The organism is Cognatazoarcus halotolerans (assembly GCF_009800965.1).
In the GTDB taxonomy this organism is placed as follows: Bacteria; Pseudomonadota; Gammaproteobacteria; order Burkholderiales; family Rhodocyclaceae; genus Cognatazoarcus; species Cognatazoarcus halotolerans.
On sequence record NZ_WUAF01000020.1, the window covers coordinates 45182 to 66250 of the forward strand.

General features: G+C 62.6%; 21 protein-coding genes. 10 read left to right on the top strand and 11 right to left on the bottom strand.

The features are described from left to right. Nucleotides 1-63 precede the first annotated feature (63 nt). The 3 genes from GQB03_RS19215 to GQB03_RS19225 are packed head-to-tail and all read right to left on the bottom strand — an operon-like array spanning nucleotide 64 to nucleotide 2876. Nucleotides 64-1434 carry an NAD(P)(+) transhydrogenase (Re/Si-specific) subunit beta gene (locus tag GQB03_RS19215; RefSeq protein WP_407644552.1) on the bottom strand — a complete coding sequence of 457 codons (1371 nt, stop codon included), beginning with the start codon at nucleotides 1432-1434 and terminating at the stop codon, nucleotides 64-66. A 5-nt stretch (nucleotides 1435-1439) separates the two neighbouring features. After that, on the bottom strand, nucleotides 1440-1736 hold the full coding sequence (locus GQB03_RS19220) for an NAD(P) transhydrogenase subunit alpha (RefSeq protein ID WP_159692792.1): 297 nt from the start codon (nucleotides 1734-1736) through the stop codon (nucleotides 1440-1442). A 15-nt stretch (nucleotides 1737-1751) separates the two neighbouring features. Beyond that, nucleotides 1752-2876 carry an NAD(P) transhydrogenase subunit alpha gene (locus GQB03_RS19225; RefSeq protein ID WP_159692794.1) on the bottom strand — a complete coding sequence of 375 codons (1125 nt, stop codon included), beginning with the start codon at nucleotides 2874-2876 and terminating at the stop codon, nucleotides 1752-1754. 23 nt (nucleotides 2877-2899) lie between these two features. On the opposite strand from GQB03_RS19225, the gene GQB03_RS23100 reads away from it, so the two are divergent. Beyond that, nucleotides 2900-3136 carry a hypothetical protein gene (locus tag GQB03_RS23100; protein ID WP_200832315.1) on the top strand — a complete coding sequence of 79 codons (237 nt, stop codon included), beginning with the start codon at nucleotides 2900-2902 and terminating at the stop codon, nucleotides 3134-3136. A gap of 28 nt (nucleotides 3137-3164) precedes the next feature. Next, nucleotides 3165-4142 (top strand): magnesium/cobalt transporter CorA, encoded by a 978-nt coding sequence (corA, locus tag GQB03_RS19230; RefSeq protein ID WP_235027143.1) that lies wholly within the window; start codon nucleotides 3165-3167, stop codon nucleotides 4140-4142. A gap of 24 nt (nucleotides 4143-4166) precedes the next feature. Here the strand turns inward: corA and GQB03_RS19235 are convergent, their stop codons facing one another. The 5 genes from GQB03_RS19235 to GQB03_RS19255 all read right to left on the bottom strand — a co-directional run bounded on the left by GQB03_RS19235 (nucleotide 4167) and on the right by GQB03_RS19255 (nucleotide 9708). Beyond that, on the bottom strand, nucleotides 4167-4922 hold the full coding sequence (locus tag GQB03_RS19235; protein WP_159692798.1) for a PP2C family protein-serine/threonine phosphatase: 756 nt from the start codon (nucleotides 4920-4922) through the stop codon (nucleotides 4167-4169). Nucleotides 4923-5061: 139 nt separating this feature from the next. Beyond that, entirely contained in the window at nucleotides 5062-6309 is a 1248-nt protein-coding gene (glcF, locus tag GQB03_RS19240; RefSeq protein ID WP_159692800.1) for a glycolate oxidase subunit GlcF, read from the bottom strand. Nucleotides 6310-6328: 19 nt separating this feature from the next. Further along, nucleotides 6329-7390 (bottom strand): glycolate oxidase subunit GlcE, encoded by a 1062-nt coding sequence (gene glcE / locus GQB03_RS19245; RefSeq protein WP_159692802.1) that lies wholly within the window; start codon nucleotides 7388-7390, stop codon nucleotides 6329-6331. Nucleotides 7391-7432: 42 nt separating this feature from the next. Further along, entirely contained in the window at nucleotides 7433-8944 is a 1512-nt protein-coding gene (locus GQB03_RS19250; RefSeq protein ID WP_159692804.1) for an FAD-linked oxidase C-terminal domain-containing protein, read from the bottom strand. Further along, nucleotides 8941-9708 carry a FadR/GntR family transcriptional regulator gene (locus tag GQB03_RS19255; protein WP_159692806.1) on the bottom strand — a complete coding sequence of 256 codons (768 nt, stop codon included), beginning with the start codon at nucleotides 9706-9708 and terminating at the stop codon, nucleotides 8941-8943. The genes GQB03_RS19250 and GQB03_RS19255 overlap by 4 nt, the downstream gene beginning before the upstream one ends. Before the next feature lie 241 nt (nucleotides 9709-9949). Here GQB03_RS19255 and GQB03_RS19260 point away from each other — a divergent pair, with 241 nt between their 5' ends. The 8 genes from GQB03_RS19260 (at nucleotide 9950) to GQB03_RS19295 (ending at nucleotide 18190) form a co-directional block, all read left to right on the top strand. Next, the gene (locus tag GQB03_RS19260; protein WP_159692844.1) at nucleotides 9950-10669 is read left to right on the top strand and encodes a UPF0149 family protein; all 720 of its coding nucleotides are present in this window, start codon (nucleotides 9950-9952) and stop codon (nucleotides 10667-10669) included. Nucleotides 10670-10712: 43 nt separating this feature from the next. Then, on the top strand, nucleotides 10713-12428 hold the full coding sequence (locus tag GQB03_RS19265) for a SulP family inorganic anion transporter (RefSeq protein WP_159692808.1): 1716 nt from the start codon (nucleotides 10713-10715) through the stop codon (nucleotides 12426-12428). 66 nt (nucleotides 12429-12494) lie between these two features. Next, a complete protein-coding gene (gene rplU, locus GQB03_RS19270; RefSeq protein ID WP_159692810.1) occupies nucleotides 12495-12806 on the top strand; it encodes a 50S ribosomal protein L21 in 312 nt (103 codons plus the stop codon). Nucleotides 12807-12821: 15 nt separating this feature from the next. Continuing rightward, complete coding sequence (rpmA, locus tag GQB03_RS19275) at nucleotides 12822-13085, top strand: 50S ribosomal protein L27 (RefSeq protein WP_159692812.1); 264 nt, start codon at nucleotides 12822-12824, stop codon at nucleotides 13083-13085. Nucleotides 13086-13179: 94 nt separating this feature from the next. Next, nucleotides 13180-14295 carry an Obg family GTPase CgtA gene (cgtA, locus tag GQB03_RS19280; RefSeq protein WP_159692814.1) on the top strand — a complete coding sequence of 372 codons (1116 nt, stop codon included), beginning with the start codon at nucleotides 13180-13182 and terminating at the stop codon, nucleotides 14293-14295. Then, nucleotides 14292-15422: a glutamate 5-kinase gene (gene proB / locus GQB03_RS19285; RefSeq protein ID WP_159692816.1), complete on the top strand. Its 1131-nt coding sequence runs from the start codon at nucleotides 14292-14294 to the stop codon at nucleotides 15420-15422. Before cgtA ends, proB begins: the two co-directional genes overlap by 4 nt. Before the next feature lie 116 nt (nucleotides 15423-15538). After that, entirely contained in the window at nucleotides 15539-17572 is a 2034-nt protein-coding gene (gene fusA, locus GQB03_RS19290; protein ID WP_159692818.1) for an elongation factor G, read from the top strand. 246 nt (nucleotides 17573-17818) lie between these two features. Next, the gene (locus tag GQB03_RS19295; protein ID WP_327517141.1) at nucleotides 17819-18190 is read left to right on the top strand and encodes a DUF4212 domain-containing protein; all 372 of its coding nucleotides are present in this window, start codon (nucleotides 17819-17821) and stop codon (nucleotides 18188-18190) included. A gap of 11 nt (nucleotides 18191-18201) precedes the next feature. Here GQB03_RS19295 and GQB03_RS19300 read toward each other — a convergent pair whose 3' ends face one another. The 3 genes from GQB03_RS19300 to GQB03_RS19310 form a co-directional block, all read right to left on the bottom strand. Next, the gene (locus tag GQB03_RS19300) at nucleotides 18202-18591 is read right to left on the bottom strand and encodes a hypothetical protein (RefSeq protein ID WP_159692820.1); all 390 of its coding nucleotides are present in this window, start codon (nucleotides 18589-18591) and stop codon (nucleotides 18202-18204) included. A 155-nt stretch (nucleotides 18592-18746) separates the two neighbouring features. Continuing rightward, entirely contained in the window at nucleotides 18747-20555 is a 1809-nt protein-coding gene (locus GQB03_RS19305) for a sodium:solute symporter family protein (protein ID WP_159692822.1), read from the bottom strand. A 9-nt stretch (nucleotides 20556-20564) separates the two neighbouring features. Beyond that, nucleotides 20565-20819 carry a DUF4212 domain-containing protein gene (locus GQB03_RS19310; protein WP_159692824.1) on the bottom strand — a complete coding sequence of 85 codons (255 nt, stop codon included), beginning with the start codon at nucleotides 20817-20819 and terminating at the stop codon, nucleotides 20565-20567. Nucleotides 20820-21069: the final 250 nt, after the last annotated feature.

Consider the following 21069-nt stretch of genomic DNA (forward strand, 5'->3'; position numbering starts at 1 on the left):
ACCGGCAGGGCAAAAAAAACGGCCACCAAAAGGTGGCCGTTCCACGGAACATGAAGGCTGCACTCAGCCTTCCATCGATTTCACGTGCTGGATGACTTCGCCGATAGCCTGCTGGGCCGAGCCATAGAACATGCGGCAATTGTCCTTGTAGAACAGCGCATTCTCGATACCCGAGTAGCCAGATCCCTTTCCGCGCTTGACCACGATGACGTTCTGCGCCATGTCCGCATTGAGGATCGGCATACCGTAGATCGGACTGGACTTGTCGGTACGCGCCACCGGGTTCACCACGTCGTTGGCGCCGATGATCAGGGCCACGTCGGCTTGAGCAAAATCCGCATTGATCTCCTCGAGATCGAAGATCTTGTCGTACGGCACGCCGGCTTCGGCCAGCAACACGTTCATGTGACCCGGCATGCGCCCCGCCACCGGGTGGATCGCGAACACCACCTCGACCCCCGCTTCTTCGAGCAACTGGGTCATCTCCCAGACCTTGTGCTGTGCGCCGGCCACCGCCATGCCATAACCTGGCACGATGATGACCTTGCTGGCGTAGCGCATGGTGGCTGCCGCATCGAGCGCACCGATTTCGCGCATCGTACCTTCGATCGCCTCACCCTCGACGGCCTCACCGGAGATCGGCGCGAAGATCACGTTCTTGATCGGCCGGTTCATGGCCTTGGCCATGAGCTGGGTGAGCAGCGTACCCGAGGCGCCAACCACGATACCGGCCACAACCAGCGCCGGATTGCCGAGCACATAACCTTCGAAACCGACAGCCAGGCCCGTGAATGCGTTCAGCAGCGAGATCACCACCGGCATGTCGGCCCCGCCGATCGGGCTGGTGATGATCGCCCCGAGTGCAAGCGCGAGGATGAAGAACAGTCCGATCGAGAGCATCCCCGGATGGTCAGCAGTGATGATCGCCAGCCCCAGGATCGCGGTGACCGCAGCCAGCGCCATATTCACCTGGTTCTGTGCCGGCAGCCGGAAGGCCTTTTTCATGATGCCCTGCAGCTTGGCGAAGGCAATGCACGAGCCCGAAAACGCGACCGAGCCGATCAATGCGCCCAGCACAGCGAGGATGGTCACCATGGTGCCGTGCACTTCACCACGGGCGAACTCGAGCGCCGCGATGGCCGCCGCCGCGCCGCCGCCCATGCCGTTGTAGATGGCCACCATCTGCGGCATGTCGGTCATCGCCACGCGCTTGCCCGAAACCCAGGCCAGCGAGCCACCGATGACGATGGCGAGAATCATCCAGGCAAAGTTCTGCATCCCCGGCCAGAACAGCGTCACCAGGGTCGCCACGATCATCGCCCAACCCGCCCAGACGATGCCCTTGCGGGCCGTCACCGGCGAACTCATGGCCTTGAGGCCAAAGATGAAGACGACCGCAACGCCGACGTAGGCGAGATCAATGATCCATTTCATGGACATCACTCACCCCCCTTCTTGCCGGACTTGAACATCGCCAGCATGCGCTCGGTCACCACGTAGCCGCCGGCGGCATTGGCCGCGCCAAGCAGCACTGCGATGAAGCCGATCACCAGTTCAAGCGGGCTGTCGGGATCGGCATGTCCCATCACCACCATGGCACCGATGAGCACCACACCGTGGATGAAGTTGGAGCCGGACATCAACGGCGTGTGCAGAATCACCGGCACACGCGAAATCACTTCGTAACCAACGAACGCGGCCAGCACGAAGACGTACAGATAGACGATACCTTCCATGGTCGTGTCCTCCGATCAAAGCCCGAGGGCTTGTTTGACGCCAGCGTGGCGCACTTCCCCACCATGGGTCAGGCAGGCCCCCGCCACCACTTCATCTTCCCAGTCGAGCGTGAGCGCCCCGTCCTTGATGAACGGGCTGATGAAGTTGAAGAGGTTCTTGGCGTACATTTCGGAGGCGTGCACCGGCATCCGGCTCGGGATGTTGACCGGGCCGATGACCAGCACGTCGTTGATCCAGACCTTCTCGCCAGCGACGGTACCTTCGACGTTGCCGCCGGTTTCGGCTGCCATGTCGACCACCACGGCCCCCGCCTTCATGCGCGCAACCATGTCGGCAGTAATGATCACCGGCGCCTTCTTGCCCGGAATCGCCGCGGTAGTGATCAGCGCGTCGCACTGAGCCACTGCCTTTGCCAGGCGTTCAGCCTGCTTGGCCTTTTCCTCGTCGGTCAGCTCGCGTGCATAACCGCCGCTGCCCGCAGCCGAAACGCCGGTGTCGACAAACTTGGCACCAAGCGATTCGATCTGTTCGCGCGTCTCGGGACGTACGTCATAGGCTTCGACCATGGCGCCGATCCGGCGCGATGTCGCGATTGCCTGCAGGCCCGCCACGCCGGCACCGATCACCAGCACCTTGGCTGGACGGATCGTCCCCGCGGCATAGGTCAGCATCGGGAAAAATTTGGGCGAATGGTCGGCCGCGATGAGCGCGCACTCATAGCCTGACACCGCACCTTGCGACGAAAGCACGTCCATGCTCTGCGCCCGCGAGATGCGGGGCAGGAGTTCGAGTGCAAAAGCGGTAATGTTCTTCTCAGCCAGTTGCTTCGCCCGCGCAGCGTCGGACCAGGGCTGCAGCAGCCCCACGAGAACGGTGCCCGGCTTGAGCAGGTCGATCTGCTCACGGCTCGGCGGCTGAACGCAGAACAGCACGTCGGCGCGTGCGATCACTTCGTCGGCCGTGGCGAGCTGTGACGCCCCGGCAAAATCCTCGTCACGAAAATGTGCGGGCCGGCCTGCACCGGCCTGCATCAGCACTTCCGCTCCGAGTCCCTGATACTTCTTGACCACGTCGGGCACCACCGACAATCGGCGCTCTCCGACTACGGTCTCGGCTGTTACTCCGATGACCAGAGGCATGTAACCTCCCTGAAAAAAGTTGGATGGGATGGATATTGTTTGGCGTGACCGCGAATATTGTTGTGTTTTCTCCCTATCCCCGCACCTGTTCGGTGCGCGGCTACGCTGTGGTGCATCATACTGAAATATGCGGGCACCGAACAGCACGGGATAACCCCGACCTACCATCGGAGCAAGCCATTGAAAAAAAACAGAAAACAAAAAACACACCCGAGCCGGAAGGTTGGTTTGCCGCCAGGGAGTCTGGTGCACGTCGGTGAAGTAAAGATAGACCGACCGGTCATTTCATTGATCGAATACGATGATCTCGGGCTCGACGAACAACGGTTCGGGTGTGTCGAGGATGCCTATGATTACAAGCCTGCCCGTGAGCGGCTATGGCTCAATGTCCATGGGCTCAACGACGCGGACATGATGGCCGAGATCGGCCGACGGTTTCACCTTCATCCGCTCGCGATGGAAGACATCCTCAACACGCATCAGCGGCCGAAGATCGACGATTACGGTGATTACCTCTTTGTCGTGCTGCGCATCTTCGACTTCGACGAATCGTCCCATTGCCTAGTCTCCGACCAGCTCAGCATCGTCATCGGCAAACGCTTCGTGCTGACCTTTCAGGAACGCGCGCAGGGTATTTTCCAGCCCGTTCGGGAACGTCTTCGGGCATCCCGCTCGCCGATGCGTCAGCACGGTATCGATTATCTTGCCTACGCACTGCTCGATACCGTGATCGACCGCTATTTCGTGACGGCGGACCGCCTTGGTGAGGATGCGGAGACACTCGAAGACGACGCACTCAACCGTCCGACACCGGCGCTCCTGACCCGGATCAACCAAGCCAAGCGCGAGACCCTGCAGATGCGTCGTGCAGTATGGCCGCTACGCGATGTCATTTCGTCGATGCAACGTGCCGACAACGATTTCTTCACACCCGACACCCGTCTCTACCTGCGCGATATCCACGACCATACCCTGCACGTCATCGAATCGCTCGACGGCGGGCGCGAACTGCTTGGCGACCTGCTGGATATCTATCTCTCAAGCGTCAGCAACAGGCTCAACGTAGAAGTACGCACACTCACCGTGCTATCCATGCTGTTCATGCCGGCAACCCTCATCGCCGGAATATTCGGCATGAACTTCCACGACATGCCGCTGCTTGCCGAGCACGACGGATTCTGGGTATCCATGTTCATGATGGGCGCCTGCGCACTATTCATGGGCGGGCTGTTCTGGCGTCGCCAGTGGCTCCGACAGAACGTCTGACAGCACGAAACGCGGGGAGCGCGGTCAGCGGGGCGGTGCTTCAACCAGCCTGACGATGGCCACCGAAATATTGTCGCCATAGCCATCGGAGCGTGAACGGGCTAGGGATATCAATGCCTGGGCCGCCTCTCGCGCGGTACGATTCGCCAGATGTTCGGCGATCTCATCCTCACCGAGGTCCCCCCACAGGCCATCCGAACACAACAGGAAAGTGTCCCCGGCTACCAGGCCCGCCTGGGTTGCATACTCGATCCGCGGCTCGCGTTCGGCGCCAAGGCAGGACACCAATACATTGCGCTGCGGATGCGAAAGCGCGGCGGCTGCACTGATCATCCCCTTGCGGCTGAGTTCTTCGACCAAGGAATGATCGACCGTACGCTTGATCAAACGCCCCTCGCGAAAGTGATACAGGCGCGAATCACCGCAATGCACCCAATCCACTCGCCCCGGTTGCAGCAGCAGCACCACCGCGGTGCTGTGCGGATCCTGTTCACTGGTGAAACGCGTCAGCTTGATGACCAGATGGGATTCGGTGAGGATCCCACGGAGCAGTTTCTCCGCCGACTCTTCCCGTGGAGCAAACATCTCGAAGTTCTGCTTCGCCTTGAGCAATACCTGCTCGGCGGCCATCGCCCCCCCCGTGTGACCGCCCATCCCATCCGCCACCACAGCCATGAGCATGCCGGGCAAGGACGCATGACCGAAAATGCCGACGCGGTCCTGTTGCTCGGTTCGATCTCCGGTATGCCGCGCAACGCATGTTTCTACTGACAAGGCCATGAGGGTGTTCGGGGAAACGCAAATTTGCAGATCGCGCATCATATCAACGGGCGGCCGCTTCCGCCCGCGATTCGATCACATCATACGGCGGCCGGCCGCTCTCGCCGGAGCGGTCTGGCGCATGCAAATGGCAACCCGATCAACCAGGCAGTGATTCCATTCGCGCTGCGAGCATTTCGATCCAGTGCCGTACGGGTGTAGCCGTCCCGGCCTCGAGATGCGTGATGCAGCCGATGTTGGCCGATGCAATGCATTTGGCTCCGCCTGCCTCCAGGGCCGCAAGCTTGTTGCTGCGCAACTGCTTGGAGAGCGTCGGCTGAAGCAGCGAGTAGGTTCCCGCCGACCCGCAGCACAGATGGCTATCGGCGACCGGCGTGAGTTCGTAACCGGCGGCCTCCAGCAAGCGCTCGACTACGCCGCGGATTCTGAGTCCGTGCTGCAAGGTGCAGGGCGCGTGGAAAGCCAGCTTCTCCGCTGACGGCATCCGCTGCTTGCTCAGCACCGCCTCGAGGGCATCTGCCTCTCGCGCCACGATCTCCGATATGTCGAGCGTCAGTTCACTGATTCTGGCGGCTCTTTCGGCATAGACCGGATCGTCACGCAACAGGTAACCGTAATCCTTTACCTGAACACCGCAACCGGATGCCGTCATCACGATCGCTTCGACCTCGCCGCGCTCGACCGCCGGCCACCAGGCATCGATGTTGCGCCGCGCATCCGCCAGACCGCCATCCTGATCGTTGAGGTGATAGCGCACCGCACCGCAGCATCCGGCGCCCGGCATTTCCACCAGCGAGATTCCCAGCGCATCGAGCACCCGGGCCGATGCGGCGTTGATCGACGGTGCCATCGACGGCTGGGCGCAGCCTGCCAGCGCGATCATCTTGCGGCCATGCCGCGGCGTCGGCCAGGCGCCCGCCGGACGCGCGTCCGGCACCTTGTCCTTGAGCATCGCCGGCAGCGCGGGCTTTGCCATGCGACCGAGCGACATCGCCGCACCGAAGATCCCGGCACGCGGCACGAACTCCTTGAGCAGCCAGCGACTCAGTCGGTCCGCCCCGCGTCGCGGAACCTGCCGCTCGACCACGTGCCGCCCGATGTCGACCAGCCTGCCGTAACGAACACCTGACGGGCAGGTGGATTCACACGAGCGGCAAGTGAGACAGCGGTCGAGGTGTTGACGGGTTTTCTCGGTTGCCGGCCGTCCTTCGAGCACTTGCTTGATGAGGTAGATCCGGCCGCGCGGGCCGTCGAGTTCGTCACCGAGCAACTGGTATGTCGGGCAGGTGGCGGTACAGAAGCCGCAATGGACACAGGCGCGCAGGATGGACTCGGCTTCCCTGCCCTCGGGTGTGTCCTTGATGAAATCAGCGAGATTTGTCTGCATGGTCGGGATTCGCCGTCAATCAGAGATCGGGATAAAGACGACCGCGGCCGAATACCGCAGCCGGATCAAAGGCATTCTTGAGGCGCCGGTGGATGGCTGCCAGCGGGCCGGCCAACGGTTGGAAAACACCGATCGCCTTGTCGCCGCCGCGGAACAGCACGGCATGACCGCCGGCAGCAGCGGCAACCTCGCGAATCTGCTTGGCCTCAAACTCGGAGCGTAGCCAGCGCTGGGCGCCGCCCCACTCGATCGCGGTGACCCCGGGCAGATCCACCGGCGCCGCGTCGCTGGGCAGCGCCAGGCGCCAAAGCGGCCCATCACCGCTGAAGAACGAATGCCGCTGCTCACGCACTGCCAGCCATAGCGCAGTGGCCTCGTCTTCTTCGAGGCGCTCGCCGCCCAGACGGACAACGGCCGCATCGACCGCAGCCCCGGCACCGGACAGCCGCAGTGTCAGCAAACCGTCGTGCCAGAACGATGCCGACACCGGCAGCGGCTGGCCGCCCCACTCGTTGAGTCGCAGCAACGCCGCCCGCTGATCCATCTCGAAGCGAAGCGTCGTCTCGGCCACCGGCCTCGGCAACACCTTGAGGGAAACTTCGGTGAGCAACGCCAGTGTTCCGAGGCTGCCTGCAACGAGGCGCGATACGTCGTAACCGGCCACATTCTTCATGACCCGGCCGCCGAAGTTGAGGAGGTCCCCACGCCCGTCGATCAACTGAACGCCAAGCAGGAAATCCCGTACGCCACCGACCGCCTGCCGGCGAGGTCCAGCGAGCCCGGCAGCGACACAGCCGCCCGCCGTCGCGGCTCCGAAGCGCGGTGGCTCGAAGGCGAGGAACTGCCCCTTTTCGTGGAGCACCGCCTCGAGCTCATCGAGCGGCGTGCCGCTTCGCACCGTCACTACCAGCTCGGTAGGCTCATAGGCGACGATCCCGGCATGTTCGCGAGTGTCGAGCACCTCGCCTTGCGGCGCCTGACCGTAGAAGCGCTTGCTGCCACCCCCGCGGATCTCCAGCGCCGAACCCTCCGCGGCAGCCTGGCGGATCCGCTCGACCCACCCGGATATCACTGCGTCCATTTGTCGAAATCCTCTTGTTCGGTATGGCTCATCAACGGGCGCTCAGAAGCGCTCGAGATCGGCATGTGGCAACTGCCCGTCATGGACATGCAGCTTGCCGTATTCGGCACAGCGGTTCAGGGTGGGGATGGCCTTGCCCGGATTGAGCAGGCCGTCTGGATCGAACGCTGCCTTGATGCGGAAGAAGGCGGTGCGCTCGGCCGCCGAGAACTGGCTGCACATCTGGTTGATTTTTTCCACCCCGACGCCGTGTTCGCCGGTGATGGTGCCGCCCAGCGACACCGACAGCTCAAGGATGTCCGCACCGAACGCTTCGGCGCGATCAAGCTCGCCCGGGACGTTTGCATCGAACAGGATCAAGGGATGCATGTTGCCGTCGCCAGCGTGGAACACGTTGATGCATCGCAGGCCGTATTTCTTTTCCATGCCCTGGATCGCCTCGAGCATCTCGCCCAACCGCTTTCGCGGGATGGTGCCGTCCATGCAGTAATAGTCGGCCGACAGGCGCCCCGCGGCAGGAAAGGCGGCCTTGCGGCCGGCCCAGAACTTGAGCCGCTCTGCCTCGTCGCGCGACACGCGGATCTCGCTCGCGCCGCTCTCTTCGAGTACCGCGCGGATCCGCCCGACCTCTTCGCTGACTTCCTCGGGCGTACCGTCCGACTCGCACAGCAGGATCGCCGCGGCCTCGAGGTTGTAGCCGGCATGCACGAACTGCTCCACTGCGGCCGTGGCCGGCTGATCCATCATCTCGAGACCGGCGGGAATGATCCCCGCCGCGATCACCGCGGCCACCGCATTGCCCGCGGTCACGACATCGTCGAACGAGGCCATCACGCATTGCGCCAGTTGCGGCTTTGGCGTGAGCTTGACCGTCACCTCGGTGATCACCGCGAGCATGCCCTCGGAGCCATGCATCAGCGCCAACAGGTCATATCCCGGGGCATCCAGGGCGTGGCTGCCAAACTCGACGACCTCGCCATCGATCGTGAGGCCTCTTACCCTCAAGACGTTATGTACGGTAAGACCGTATTTGAGGCAATGCACCCCGCCCGAATTCTCGGCCACGTTGCCACCGATGGTGCAGGCGATCTGCGACGAGGGATCCGGCGCATAGTAAAGCCCGTGCCTGGCCGCAGCTTCGGAGATTGCGAGGTTGCGCACACCTGGTTGCACGATCGCGAGACGCGCGACCGGATCCATGCGGACAATTTTCTTGAAGCGCGCCAGCGAGAGCAGCACGCCATGGGCATGCGGCAGCGCACCGCCCGACAACCCGGTACCCGCGCCTCGAGCCACCACCGGTACGCCCTGTTCGCTGCAGACTCCGAGCACGGCAGCGGCCTGCGCCTCGGTTTCGGGCAGGGCGACCACCATCGGCATCTGACGATAGGCGGACAGGCCGTCGCATTCGTAGGGTCTCAGATCTTCCTGATCGTAAAGAAGGCAGCCGGGCGGCAGAACCCGCGCCAACGCTTCGATCAGCCTGGCACGATCGACCCTCGAGAAATCGATCTCGTTCGCACCGGGCTCCATTGTCTCCACCACTTCACTCATTTTGGCTCCTCTCGATTCTGGTCCGCTCCCGCGCGGTCGGTTGACGCCGTCGCGGATTCCTCGAACGCAATTCCCAGGCGCTTGGCTGCCTCACGCAGATGGCGCGCCGCGGCCTTTCGTGCGGCCGCCGCGTCGCCCATCTCGATTGCGCGATAAAGCGCCTCGTGCTCCGCCTGAGCGTCGCGGGCCCGCCCGGTGAGACGTCCCTCTTCGCTCCAGGTCGGCAGGCGTGACTCGGAGAACTGGGCACCCAGAAATTCTACGAAGCGCTCCACCAGTGGATTGTGCGTGGCAGCGGCAATCGCGCGATGAAAGGCATCGTCGTCGGAGGCTGCTTCCAGGTCACTGCGAAGCGCATCGGCCATGCACGCCAGCGGCGCCTGCAAGGCATCAAGGTCGGCCGGCGTGCGGCGCTGGGCTGCCAACTCGGCACAACCCAGCTCGACGAGGTAACGCAATTCGAAAACATTGCGGGCGTGGTTCAGAGCCGAGGTCGACGTCTCCTGCAAGCGAAAGCTCCCACGGCCGGCTTCGGGCGCAACGAACGCCCCGGCCCCCTGCCGCGTCTCGACGTAACCATCGGCCTTGAGCCGCGCAATCGCCTCCCTGACGACCGTACGGCTTACCGCAAACTGGTCGGCAAGCTGCTTCTCGGTTGGCAACTGGTCCCCCGGCGCAAGACGGCCGTCACGCAACCAACCTATGAGGTTGTGCGAAAGCAGTTCCGCAAGGCGCGGGGGACGAACGATGGCACTGGATAACATCGGGTAATCAGGTTGTCTGACAAATTGTTCGAAAACTATAGTTCGCATCCTCGTAGAGTGAAAGGAGGGTTTTCCCTATGCGCCGACAGGGCCCGCGCAAACCGGTCGATGGAACCGCCTTTCCAGAAGCACGGCACGGTGCGTCCAAACCCTCCAGTCGACCGATGCCGCCCCACCGCCACGAGCAACCGACCCAACGGCCGGTGTAAACTGCCTGAATTCCCCTGCCGGGCTCCAGCGCATGTCAACATCCACCCTCACCAGACCGCTCTCCGACACGGACCGCGACGAGCTGCACGCCTTTCTCGCCAGCCGGCCGGGTGCGCTCGACCCGGAGGCGCTCGACGGGCTGTTCTGCGCCTTGATCGTCGGTCCGGAGACAGTCGCCCCTGGCGACTGGATACCCCTCGCCCTGGGTGAGTCGGAGCTGGTCTGGGATGACGAAGCGCAGATGCGGCGCATCCTAGAGTTGCTGCTGCGCGAGTGGAACAGCATCGCCGGCGGATTCCAGGTCGACTGGCGTGACGTACCCGAACCGGAAATGCGCGACCGCATGTACTTGCCCAGTGTCGACCCCACCCATGAGGATCCCGAGCATCCGCTTGCCAGCCGCTGGGCCAAGGGATTCGGCAAGGGCCTCGCGGTCTTCGGTGACCAGGCCTGGGAAATCATCGACGGCGACGAGGAAGCGCTCGCCACCGCCAGTCTCATCGCCGCACTGGACCACGGACGCAATGACACCGGGGAGGTTTTCGACCACGCCAGCCGCAAACAGCTGCTGGCCCACGTCGTTGTTGGCCTGCAACACCTCTATCGCCTCTTCCGGGACGAAACCAGCCATTCGGGCCGCAGCCACGCGCCCTATCGTGCGCCTCCGCTGCCTGGCAGAAACGACCCGTGCCCCTGTGGCAGCGGCCTCAAGTTCAAGAAATGCTGCGGCGCGCCCGAACGCCTGCATTAATTCCTGAAGTGTCGGGCATTCCGTTCCATCCACATCACCCGCGATGAGCACCGCACACAGCGCCATCGATCGACTGCTACCTTTCCTTCGCTGGCGACACGAACTCTCGGCCGCGAGTCTGCGCGCGGACCTTACCGCAGGGCTCACGGTTGCACTGCTGATGATTCCCCAGTCGCTGGCCTACGCACAGCTTGCCGGCCTTCCCGCCTACTATGGGCTGTACGCTTCGCTATTGCCGACCATGGTCGGGGCCCTCTTCGGATCGCTCGCCCAGATCTCCACCGGCCCCACCCCTCTGACCGGCCTGCTGACCGCGGCCAGCGTGATGACCCTCGCGGCACCGGGGAGCCCGCACTTCATCGCCGTCGTCGTGGCCCTTGCCTTGCTCTCGGGGCTCGTTCAACTGACCCTTGGCGCTCTGCGCCTGGGCTGGATCCTGAATCTGCTCTCGCACCCGGTACTAATGGGTTTCATCAACGCCGCAGCGCTGCTGATCTGCCTCTCGCAGCTGCCATCCCTGCTCGGCCTTTCGATGCCGCATGGTCCCCACTTCCTGCTTGATGTAGTCGGCTTTCTGGGGCGCCTCGACCAGATTCGCGTCGCTCCGGCTGCGTTCGGCATCGGCGCCCTCATTGCCCTGATGCTTCTGCGCCGGCTGGCGCCTCGGCTACCAGGCGTATTGCTGGTCATCGCTGGCAGCATCGGCCTGTCAGCGTGGTCAGGCGCCGCCGATCTGGGCGTTCGCGTTGTCGGCGCCATCCCGGCCGGCCTGCCTGAATTTGCGATCCCTGACATTCGCTGGCCCTTACTCGTCGAGTTGCTGCCCACGGCCTTCGTCATCGCGCTCGTCGGATTCATGGAGGTCGCCTCCAACGCCAAGCTCATTTCGGCGAAAACACACAAGCCCTGGAACGAGAACCAGGAGCTGATCGGCCAGGGGCTCGCCAAGGTTGCGGCCTCGATCAGCGGCACTCACCCAGTCAGCGCATCGTTCTCGCGCTCGGCCGTAAATTTCGCGGCTGGCGCGCGGACCGGCCTTTCGTCCTTCTTCACCGCTGTCTTCGTGCTCCTGACACTGCTTTTCTTCACCCCTGCACTGTGGCACTTGCCCGTCGCGGCGCTCGCCGCGGTCATCATGCAGGCGGTCGGCGGCCTTCTCGACTTCAAGGCGCTTGGAAGAGCATGGCGAGCCAGCCGGGACGACGGCATCGCCGCAGCCTCGACCTTCGCGGCCACCCTGCTTTTCGCACCGAACATCCAGAATGGCATCCTCACCGGTCTGCTGTTGTCGCTCGCAATCTACCTGTACCGCGACATGCGACCGAGGATTGCTCTGCTGGGGCTACACGAAGATGGCACCTATCGCGATGCAGAACGCTTCGATCTGCCGCACCCGCACCCCGACCTGGTCATTCTTCGCTTCGATGGCGCCCTGCATTTCATCAATGCGGCAAGCTTCGAGGACGCAGTGCTCAAGGCCGGACGGACTCGCCCCGGGGTGAAGGTCGTGCTGATCTCGTGCGCAGGCATCAACAGCATCGACGCCACCGGCCTGGAGGTGCTTGGCAGATTGCTCACTCGCACGAAGGCAGACGGCCAGACACTGAGCTTTTGCGGACTCAAGAAGCAGGTGATCGATCGCCTCCAGGCCACCGGGATGTGGCCCGCGATACAAGGCCATGCCACTTACCGTAACGAACACCAGGCGCTCGAAGCACTGCTGCCGGCACTTGACAACCCGGACGGAAAAGGGCTTTGACTTCGAAACGCGGGCGCGTTAAACTGCCGCGTTTTGCAGCACCCATTCCATCAGTTGGAGCATTCCATGTACGCGGTCATAAAAACCGGAGGTAAGCAGTATCGTGTTACCGCCGGCTACAAACTCAAAGTAGAACAGATACCGGCAGACGTGGGCTCAGAAATCACGCTCGACCAGATTCTCATGGTCGGCGAAGGCGAGTCGGTCCAGATCGGTACGCCAGTGGTTTCGGGCGCAGTCGTGAAAGCCACCGTTCTGTCCCATGGTCGTCACGACAAGGTCAAGATCTTCAAGATGCGTCGTCGCAAGCATTACATGAAGCATCAAGGCCACCGCCAGAACTACACCGAAATCCGCATCGACACGATTTCGGCCTGATCAGGAGAATAAGTCATGGCACACAAAAAAGCTGGCGGCAGTTCACGCAACGGTCGCGACTCCGAATCGAAACGCCTCGGCGTCAAACGCTACGGCGGTCAGTTCGTGCTGGCAGGCAACATCATCGTGCGTCAGCGCGGCACCGAATACCATCCGGGTGAAAACGTCGGTATCGGCAAGGACCACACCCTGTTCGCGCTCACCAACGGAACTGTCCAGTTCCAGGTGAAGGGCGCCAACAAGCGTCGTACAGTCGTTATCGTACCCGCCGCCGAATAAGCCCGGCCGCGGAAACGCAAAAGCCCTATCCTTGCGGTAGGGCTTTTTTGTTTGCGGGCCACCGGGCCCGGCCCGGCACCCGCAGGAATCAAGCATGAAGTTCTTCGACGAAGCGCGAATCGATGTAATTGCCGGCGATGGCGGCAACGGAATGGCGTCCTTCCGCCGCGAAAAATTCGTCCCGCGAGGCGGGCCGGATGGCGGCGACGGAGGTCGCGGCGGCTCGATCTACGCAGTTGCCGATCGCAACATCAACACCCTCATCGACTATCGCTATACCCGCACCTTCCATGCCAGCAACGGGGAGAAAGGCGGCTCGAGCGACTGCTACGGCAAGGGCGGCGACGATGTCGTCCTGCGCATGCCGGTCGGCACCGTGATCCGCGAACTCGAAAGCGGCGAATTGCTCGCCGATCTCGACGAGGACGGCAAGCAGGTACTGGTCGCACGTGGCGGCCGCGGCGGGCTGGGCAACATCCACTTCAAATCGAGCGTGAACCGCGCGCCGCGCAAACGCACGCTCGGCGAAGAGGGCGAGCGGCGCACACTCTACCTCGAGCTCAAGGTGCTGGCCGATGTCGGTCTCCTCGGGATGCCGAATGCCGGCAAGTCGACCTTCATCCGTGCAGTGTCCTCGGCACGCCCCAAGGTCGCTGACTACCCATTCACCACGCTTCAACCGAATCTCGGCGTAGTCCGCACCGACGAGAACCGCAGTTTCGTTATTGCCGATGTGCCGGGTCTGATCGAGGGTGCGGCGGACGGAGCGGGCCTCGGCCATCGTTTCCTGCGCCACCTTTCGCGTACCCACCTTCTGCTGCACCTCGTCGATCTCGCCCCGCTCGACCCGGAGGTGGACCCGGTGCGCGACGCGCTGGCGATCGCGGACGAGCTGCGCAAGTACGACACCGAGCTTTACGACAAACCCCGCTGGCTGGTGCTCAACAAGGTCGACCTGATCGACGAGGCCGAGCGCGCCCAGCGCATTGCCGATTTTCTGGCAGCGTACGGCGAGGTCGAGCGCCATTTCGAGATCTCGGCGCTCAATGGCGACGGTTGCAAGGCCCTGACCTTCGCCATCCAGGATCATCTTGACGCCGAGCGTGCGCGTATCGCCGCCGAGGCCGAAGCGCTCGCCCGGGCCGCGGCCGAAGCGACGGCAGCGATCTCAACCGACAACGAAGACCTCTCCCGCACCGAAGAACAATGAGACTCCGTATTCGTGACGCCCGCCGCATCGTCGTAAAGGTGGGCAGCGCCCTGGTAACTAACAATGGTACCGGGCTCGACAAGGCGGCAATGGGCGAGTGGGCCCGGCAGATCGCCGAACTGCGCCAGCATGGACGTGCGGTTGCGCTGGTTTCCTCCGGTGCCATCGCGGCCGGCATGCAGCGTCTCGGCTGGAAGCGACGGCCACACGAAGTGCATCAGCTCCAGGCCGCGGCAGCGGTCGGACAGATGGGGCTCGCCCAGGTCTATGAACAGGTCTTTTCGCAGCATGGCCTGCAGACCGCGCAGATCCTCCTGACCCATGACGATCTTGCCGATCGCGAGCGCTATCTCAATGCCCGCTCCACGCTGAACACCCTGCTCGAGCTCGGGGTGGTGCCGATCATCAACGAGAATGACACAGTCATCACCGACGAGATCAAGTTCGGCGACAACGATACGCTCGGCGCGCTGATTGCCAACCTGATCGAAGCGGAGGCCTTGCTCATCCTTACCGATCAGCAGGGCCTCTACACGGCCGACCCGCGCAAGGACCCGGCCGCCTCGCTGGTCAGCGAGGGTCAGGCCGAAGACAGCCGTTTCGAATCGATGGCCGGAGGCTCGGCAAGCCAGCTCAGCAAGGGCGGAATGATCACCAAGGTACGCGCCGCCCGACGCGCCGCACGCAGCGGCGCCCACACCTGCATCGCCAGCGGTCACGATACCGACGTGATCCTGCGCCTGTGCCGCGGCGAAGAAATCGGCAGTCTTCTGCATGCCGCCAGCACCCCGCTGCAGGCGCGCAAGCAGTGGCTTGCCGACCACCTGCAGGTCAGGGGCAAGCTGATCATCGACGCGGGTGCCTGCAGAGCACTCGTCCAGGGTCGCAGTCTGCTTCCGGTCGGCGTGAAAGAAGTCCAGGGCGACTTCGCCCGGGGCGAGGTCGTCAGCTGCCTCTCGCCGGATGGCCGCGAGATGGCACGCGGCCTGATCAACTATGCCGCACTGGAATGCCGCCGCATCGCCGGCCGACCGTCGGTGGAGATCGAGAGTCTGCTGGGCTACATCGACGAGCCGGAACTCATCCATCGCAACAACATGGTGGTTCTGGACCGCACGACCGACTGATGATCACCACGCCGATTGACACCTTCTTGCCCGAATGTTGATCTGGCGCGTTGTCTGGGCCCGAAGAGAGGCAGATACTTTGCGCAGTTCCCGAATTGTCAGACAGGGAGGTGTTCATGGTACCCACATCGGTTCACGACATTCGCAATCTGGGCATGCTCGGCCAGGCGGGCGCTGGCAAGACCCAGTTACTTGAAACCCTGCTTGCCACCAGCGGTGCGATCACCAGCGTCGGCAGCGTGGAAAAGGGCGACACGGTCAGCGATTTCGATCCGCTCGAAAAGCAGATGGGCCACTCGATCAATGCCACCGTCACCCACATGGAGTGGGCCGGCCACTGGCTGAACGTGATCGACACGCCGGGAACGCCGGATTTCTTCGGACGTGCGCTTGCGGTACTGCCCGCGGTGGAAACCGCGATGGTGGTGATCAACGCGCAGTCCGGGATCGAGCCGGTTGCACGGCGTGCGATGGAGGCTGCAGCCGGGAAATGCCGCCTGCTGGTGGTGAACAAGATCGATAGCGAGACCGCCGATCTTGCGGCGCTGATAAGCAGCATTGCCGAGGCTTTCGGCCCCGAGTGCCTGCCGATCAACCTGCCCTCGCCGGAGCGCGACCGCGTCATCGACTGCTTCTTCAAGCCCGACTACGATGCGCCCACCCTGCTCTCCTCGGTCACGGAGGCGCATGAGCGCATTGTCGACCAGGTCGTCGAGGTTGACGAGGAATTGATGGCGCTCTATCTCGAGCAGGGCCAATCACTCGATCCGGAGCAACTGCACGATCCGTTCGAAAAGGCCTTGCGCGACGGCCATCTGGTGCCGATTTGCTTCGTTTCGGCCCGCAGTGGCGCGGGCGTCAACGAACTCCTGGACGTGCTCGGCCGCCTCATGCCGGACCCCACGGAAGGCAATCCCCCGGAATTTCTCGTAGGTCAAGGGGCGACCGCGACGCCCGTGGCGCTGAGCACGGATGCCGGCGCGCATGTGGTTGCACACGTCTTCCAGGTCAGCAACGACGCGTTCCGCGGAAAACTGGGAATCTTCCGGATACACCAGGGCACCATCACCCCGAACACCCAGCTTTTCATCGGCGATGGCCGCAAACCCTTCAAGGTCGCCCACCTCTTCCGCCTGCAAGGCAAGAATCAGAGCGAAATTCCGGAGGGGGTATCAGGCGACATCTGCGCGGTCGCCCGTGTCGAGGAGATCCACCGGGATGCGGTACTGCATGATTCGCATGAAGAGGATTTCATCCACCTGCCGACACCGCTGTATCCGCAGCCGATCTTCGGTCTCGCGCTGACACCTCAGAAACATGGTGACGAACAGAAGCTGTCGGACGCACTGCACCGCCTCAGCGACGAAGACCCCTGCCTGCAGGTGGACTTCGATACGGTCAGCAAGGAAACCGTCGTTCGCGGGCTTGGAGAAGTACATCTGAAACTGGTACTCGAACAGTTGCAAAGCCGCTGGAACCTGAACCTCGACAGCCGGCCGCCGACCGTACCCTATCGCGAGACCATCACCACCGCCGCCGAAGCCCGCTACCGCCACAAGAAGCAAAGCGGTGGCGCCGGACAGTTTGGCGAAGTCGCCCTGCGCATCGAACCCCTGCCGCGTGGCAGCGGCCTCAAGTTCGAGGATGCCATCAAGGGCGGCGTGATTCCCGGGCAGTACATTCCGGCAGTCGAGAAAGGCATCCGTCAGGCAGCGGCCGAGGGCTTGCTGGCCGGATTCCCCCTGCAGGACCTGCGCGTCACCGTGGTTGACGGCAAATATCACACCGTCGACTCGAACGAAATCTCCTTTGTCACCGCAGCGCGACATGCCTTGCACGAAGCCGTCCAGAACGCACGCCCGCAGTTGCTTGAGCCAATCCTCAATGTCACGGTCGAAACCGGGGAGGCGCATTTCGGCGACGTCAGTGCCGATCTGTCCGCGCGCCGCGGACGACTGACCGGCACCGACAGCACCCAACCGGGTCGGGCGGAGATCCTCGCCCAGGTGCCCATGTCGGAGATGGAAGGATTCGAGACCCGCATGACATCGATCAGTGGCGGCGACAGCCTGTGCAAGGTGGAGTTCAGTCACTACGAGGCGGTACCGGGGGAGTTGCAGCAACGGTTGATCCGCAAACAGGGGAGCTGATCATGATCCGGAGGGCGATGTTCGGCATCACGCCTCTTCGCCCCTGAGTGACATCCGATCCGGTTCCGGAGCAAGGCTCGAATCGCGGCGGGGACTGTTGTCGTCGCGAAGATATGGTGCGCGAATCTCGGTTGCTCGCAAGCGACACCCGCGGTTCGTGCCCCTGCGCGGGAGGCCGCCGGATTCCGCACCGTGGCTGGCTCATGAATCCGCCGCCCGGCAATCCGCGCTTTGCCGAAACACCCCGTGGGCGATAACATCTCGCCCACCATCAATCCCGACGCACGCCGGCCACAGTACGACCCGACTGCCACCGCAAGCGGTCCGCATGCCCGGCCCTCCATGCCCGAACAACGCCCCGATCACCAAAACTACTGGCGCGCCACCCGGCGACTGACGCTTGCGCTGCTGGCCCTGTGGGGACTGGTGACCTTTGTACCGGCCTACTTTGCGGCACCGCTCAATCGATACGATTTTCTGGGTTTTCCCCTGGGTTTCTATCTCGCCGCCCAAGGGACGCTATTGGCCTATCTCTTGATCGTTCACATCTATGTGCGGACAATGAAAAAACTCGATCTCCGCTATGGCATGGGTGAGCATCAGGGACCGGAGATCTGACGCCCGTTCCCTCATTCCCCGGTCTTTGCAGTCGGCTTCGGATCTTCGGACTTCTTGCGTCCCATCGGAATCGGATGGGCGTGGCGGCTCAATATGTAGTCCGCAAAGAACTTGATCCAGAGCGTACTTCCGGCAATCGCGCTCCAGGTCTCGTAGGCCAGCGCACCGAGCACCACCCCGATGATCACGAAGACGATCACACCCCCGGCAACGAGGTTGATCGCAGCACAGAAGGGCGCGAATCTTTCGACGTTATCCGGTGGTTCTCCGCGCTTCAGCGCGACTTCGGAAAAATCCCGTTTGAAGATGATCCGGTAGGCCCGTCTGAGCCAGAAAAAGGCTATCGGGAAAAGCGCGAGAAAGAGCAGCCAGGTCATGGCTACGGTTACGTCAAAGACCATTGAATACCTCGGTATGCCTGAACGGCAGCAATCGGGCCACCACCCTGCCACAGAACAAAAAACCCCGCCAGCGGCAGCGGCGGGGTTTTTCACCGCCATCGAACCCCGTCAGACGGGGGAGCGATGGCGGTGTGTCACTACCGGTGACAGCGCGCTCAGTGTGCGCCGGTCACCACGGTGGAGCCGCGCGGCACGCGAACCGACTCGACCATGTGCTGGATGTGATCCGGCGGGGGAGCCGTCACCTTATCTACTGCGAAGGCCACTGCAAAGTTCACCAGTGCCCCGATCGCGCCGAAGGCTTCAGGCGTGATGCCGAAGAAGCTGTTCGGACCGCCGATCATGTCGACGAAATCGGTGCCCTTGATGAAGAACAGGCCCTTGTGCGCAAACACGTAGAACAGGGTGATGAACAAGCCGGCAAGCATGCCCGCGATCGCGCCTTCCTTGTTCATCTTCTTGGAGAAGATGCCCATCATGATGGCAGGGAACAGCGAGGAAGCCGCGATACCGAAGGCCAAAGCCACCGTGCCTGCGGCGAAGCCCGGGGGATTGAGACCCAGATAGCCGGCGATCACGATTGCAACGGCCATCGAGATCTTGCCCGACAGCAGTTCGTTCTTGTCCGAGATGCCCGGATTGAAGACGTTCTTGATCAGGTCATGCGAGACGGCGGACGAAATCGCCATCAGCAGACCGGCAGCGGTCGACAGCGCGGCAGCCAGACCACCTGCAGCCACCAGTGCGATCACCCAGTCCGGCAACAGTGCGATTTCCGGGTTGGCCAGCACGATGATGTCGGCGTTGACGTTGAGCTCGGAACCCTTCCAGCCTGCGGCCTCGGCCTTGGCGTTGAAAGCCTCGTCCTTGGACTTGTCGTTGTAGTACTGGATGCGTCCGTCGCCGTTCTTGTCTTCGAACTTGAGCAGGCCAGTCGTTTCCCAACGCTTCATCCAGGCCGGGCGATCTTCGTACACCAGGGCGGACTCCGGCGCGAAGGCGTCTGCGTTCGTCAGTGCGCCAGCATTGACCGTGCCGATCAGGTTCATCTTGGCCATGGCAGCAACAGCCGGAGCCGTCGTATACAGCAGCGCGATGAAGATCAGCGCCCAGCCAGCCGAGGTACGTGCATCCTTGACCGTGGGAACGGTGAAGAATCGCATGATCACGTGCGGCAGACCGGCGGTGCCGATCATGAGCGACATGGTGTAGACGAACATGTTCAGCGTGCTGTTGGCCGGCACCGAGGTGGTGTATTTGCCGAAGCCCAGTTCGGTAACGACCTGATCGAGCTTGGACAGCAGCGAAACATCCTGACCCACGAGGTTGGAGCCGAGACCGAGTTGCGGGATCGGATTGCCGGTGAGGTGCAGCGAGATGAAGATTGCCGGCACCAGGTAGGCGGCGATCAGCACGCAGTACTGGGCGACCTGGGTATAGGTGATGCCTTTCATGCCACCGAACACGGCGTAGGCGAACACGATTGCCATACCGATGTAGATGCCCATCTCGTTGGTCACGCCCAGGAAGCGCGAGAACGCAACCCCGACACCCGTCATCTGGCCGATGATGTAGGTCAGCGAAGCGGTCAGCAGGCAGGCCACGGCAACAGTCGAGGCGGTCTTCGAATAGAAGCGGTCGCCGATGAACTGGGGCACGGTGAACTTGCCGAACTTGCGCAGGTACGGGGCCAGCAACATCGCCAGCAGCACATAACCGCCGGTCCAGCCCATCAGGAACAGACCACCGCCGTAGCCCATGTTGGAGATCAGACCGGCCATCGAGATGAACGAGGCGGCAGACATCCAGTCGGCCGCGGTGGCCATGCCGTTTGCCAGGGGATGAACGTTACCGCCGGCAGCGTAGAACTCGCTCGTGCTGCCTGCACGGGCCCAGATCGCAATCCCGATGTACAGCGCGAAACTCGCGCCGACAAAGAGATAGGTAGTAGTTTGCAGATCCATAGCGTCCCCTTACTCTTCGTGAACGTCAAATTTGCGGTCAAGCTGGTTCATCGCATGCGCGTAGTACAGAATCAGCGCGATGAAGCAGTAGATCGACCCTTGCTGGGCAAACCAGAAGCCCAGGGGATATCCACCGAGGTGGATCGTGTTGAGTACGGGGGCGAACAGAATGCCCGCGCCGAACGAAACCAGGAACCAGACAATCAGGATCTTGGTTAACAAGCCCAGCGTCGCCGACCAGTAGGCGGAACTGTTGCTATCCATAGCGTCTCCTCTTCCTTATTTAACTAGTGAAGTCGTCGGGCCGACGAAAGAATCGTCCTCCGGCCCTGCAGACCACAAAACCGCAGTCGGAGTATAGGAAGGGGGTTCTTACTTGTCGCTTACAAACCGAAACTATTTCAGTAAGGCAGCGTTCAGTTTTTGCACCCCTGTTGGGGCACGGCGGCTTGCAAGATCAGGCCCGCCGGCTCGCCCTGCGACAACCACGACCGCGCTGACCGCGGCGACCGGC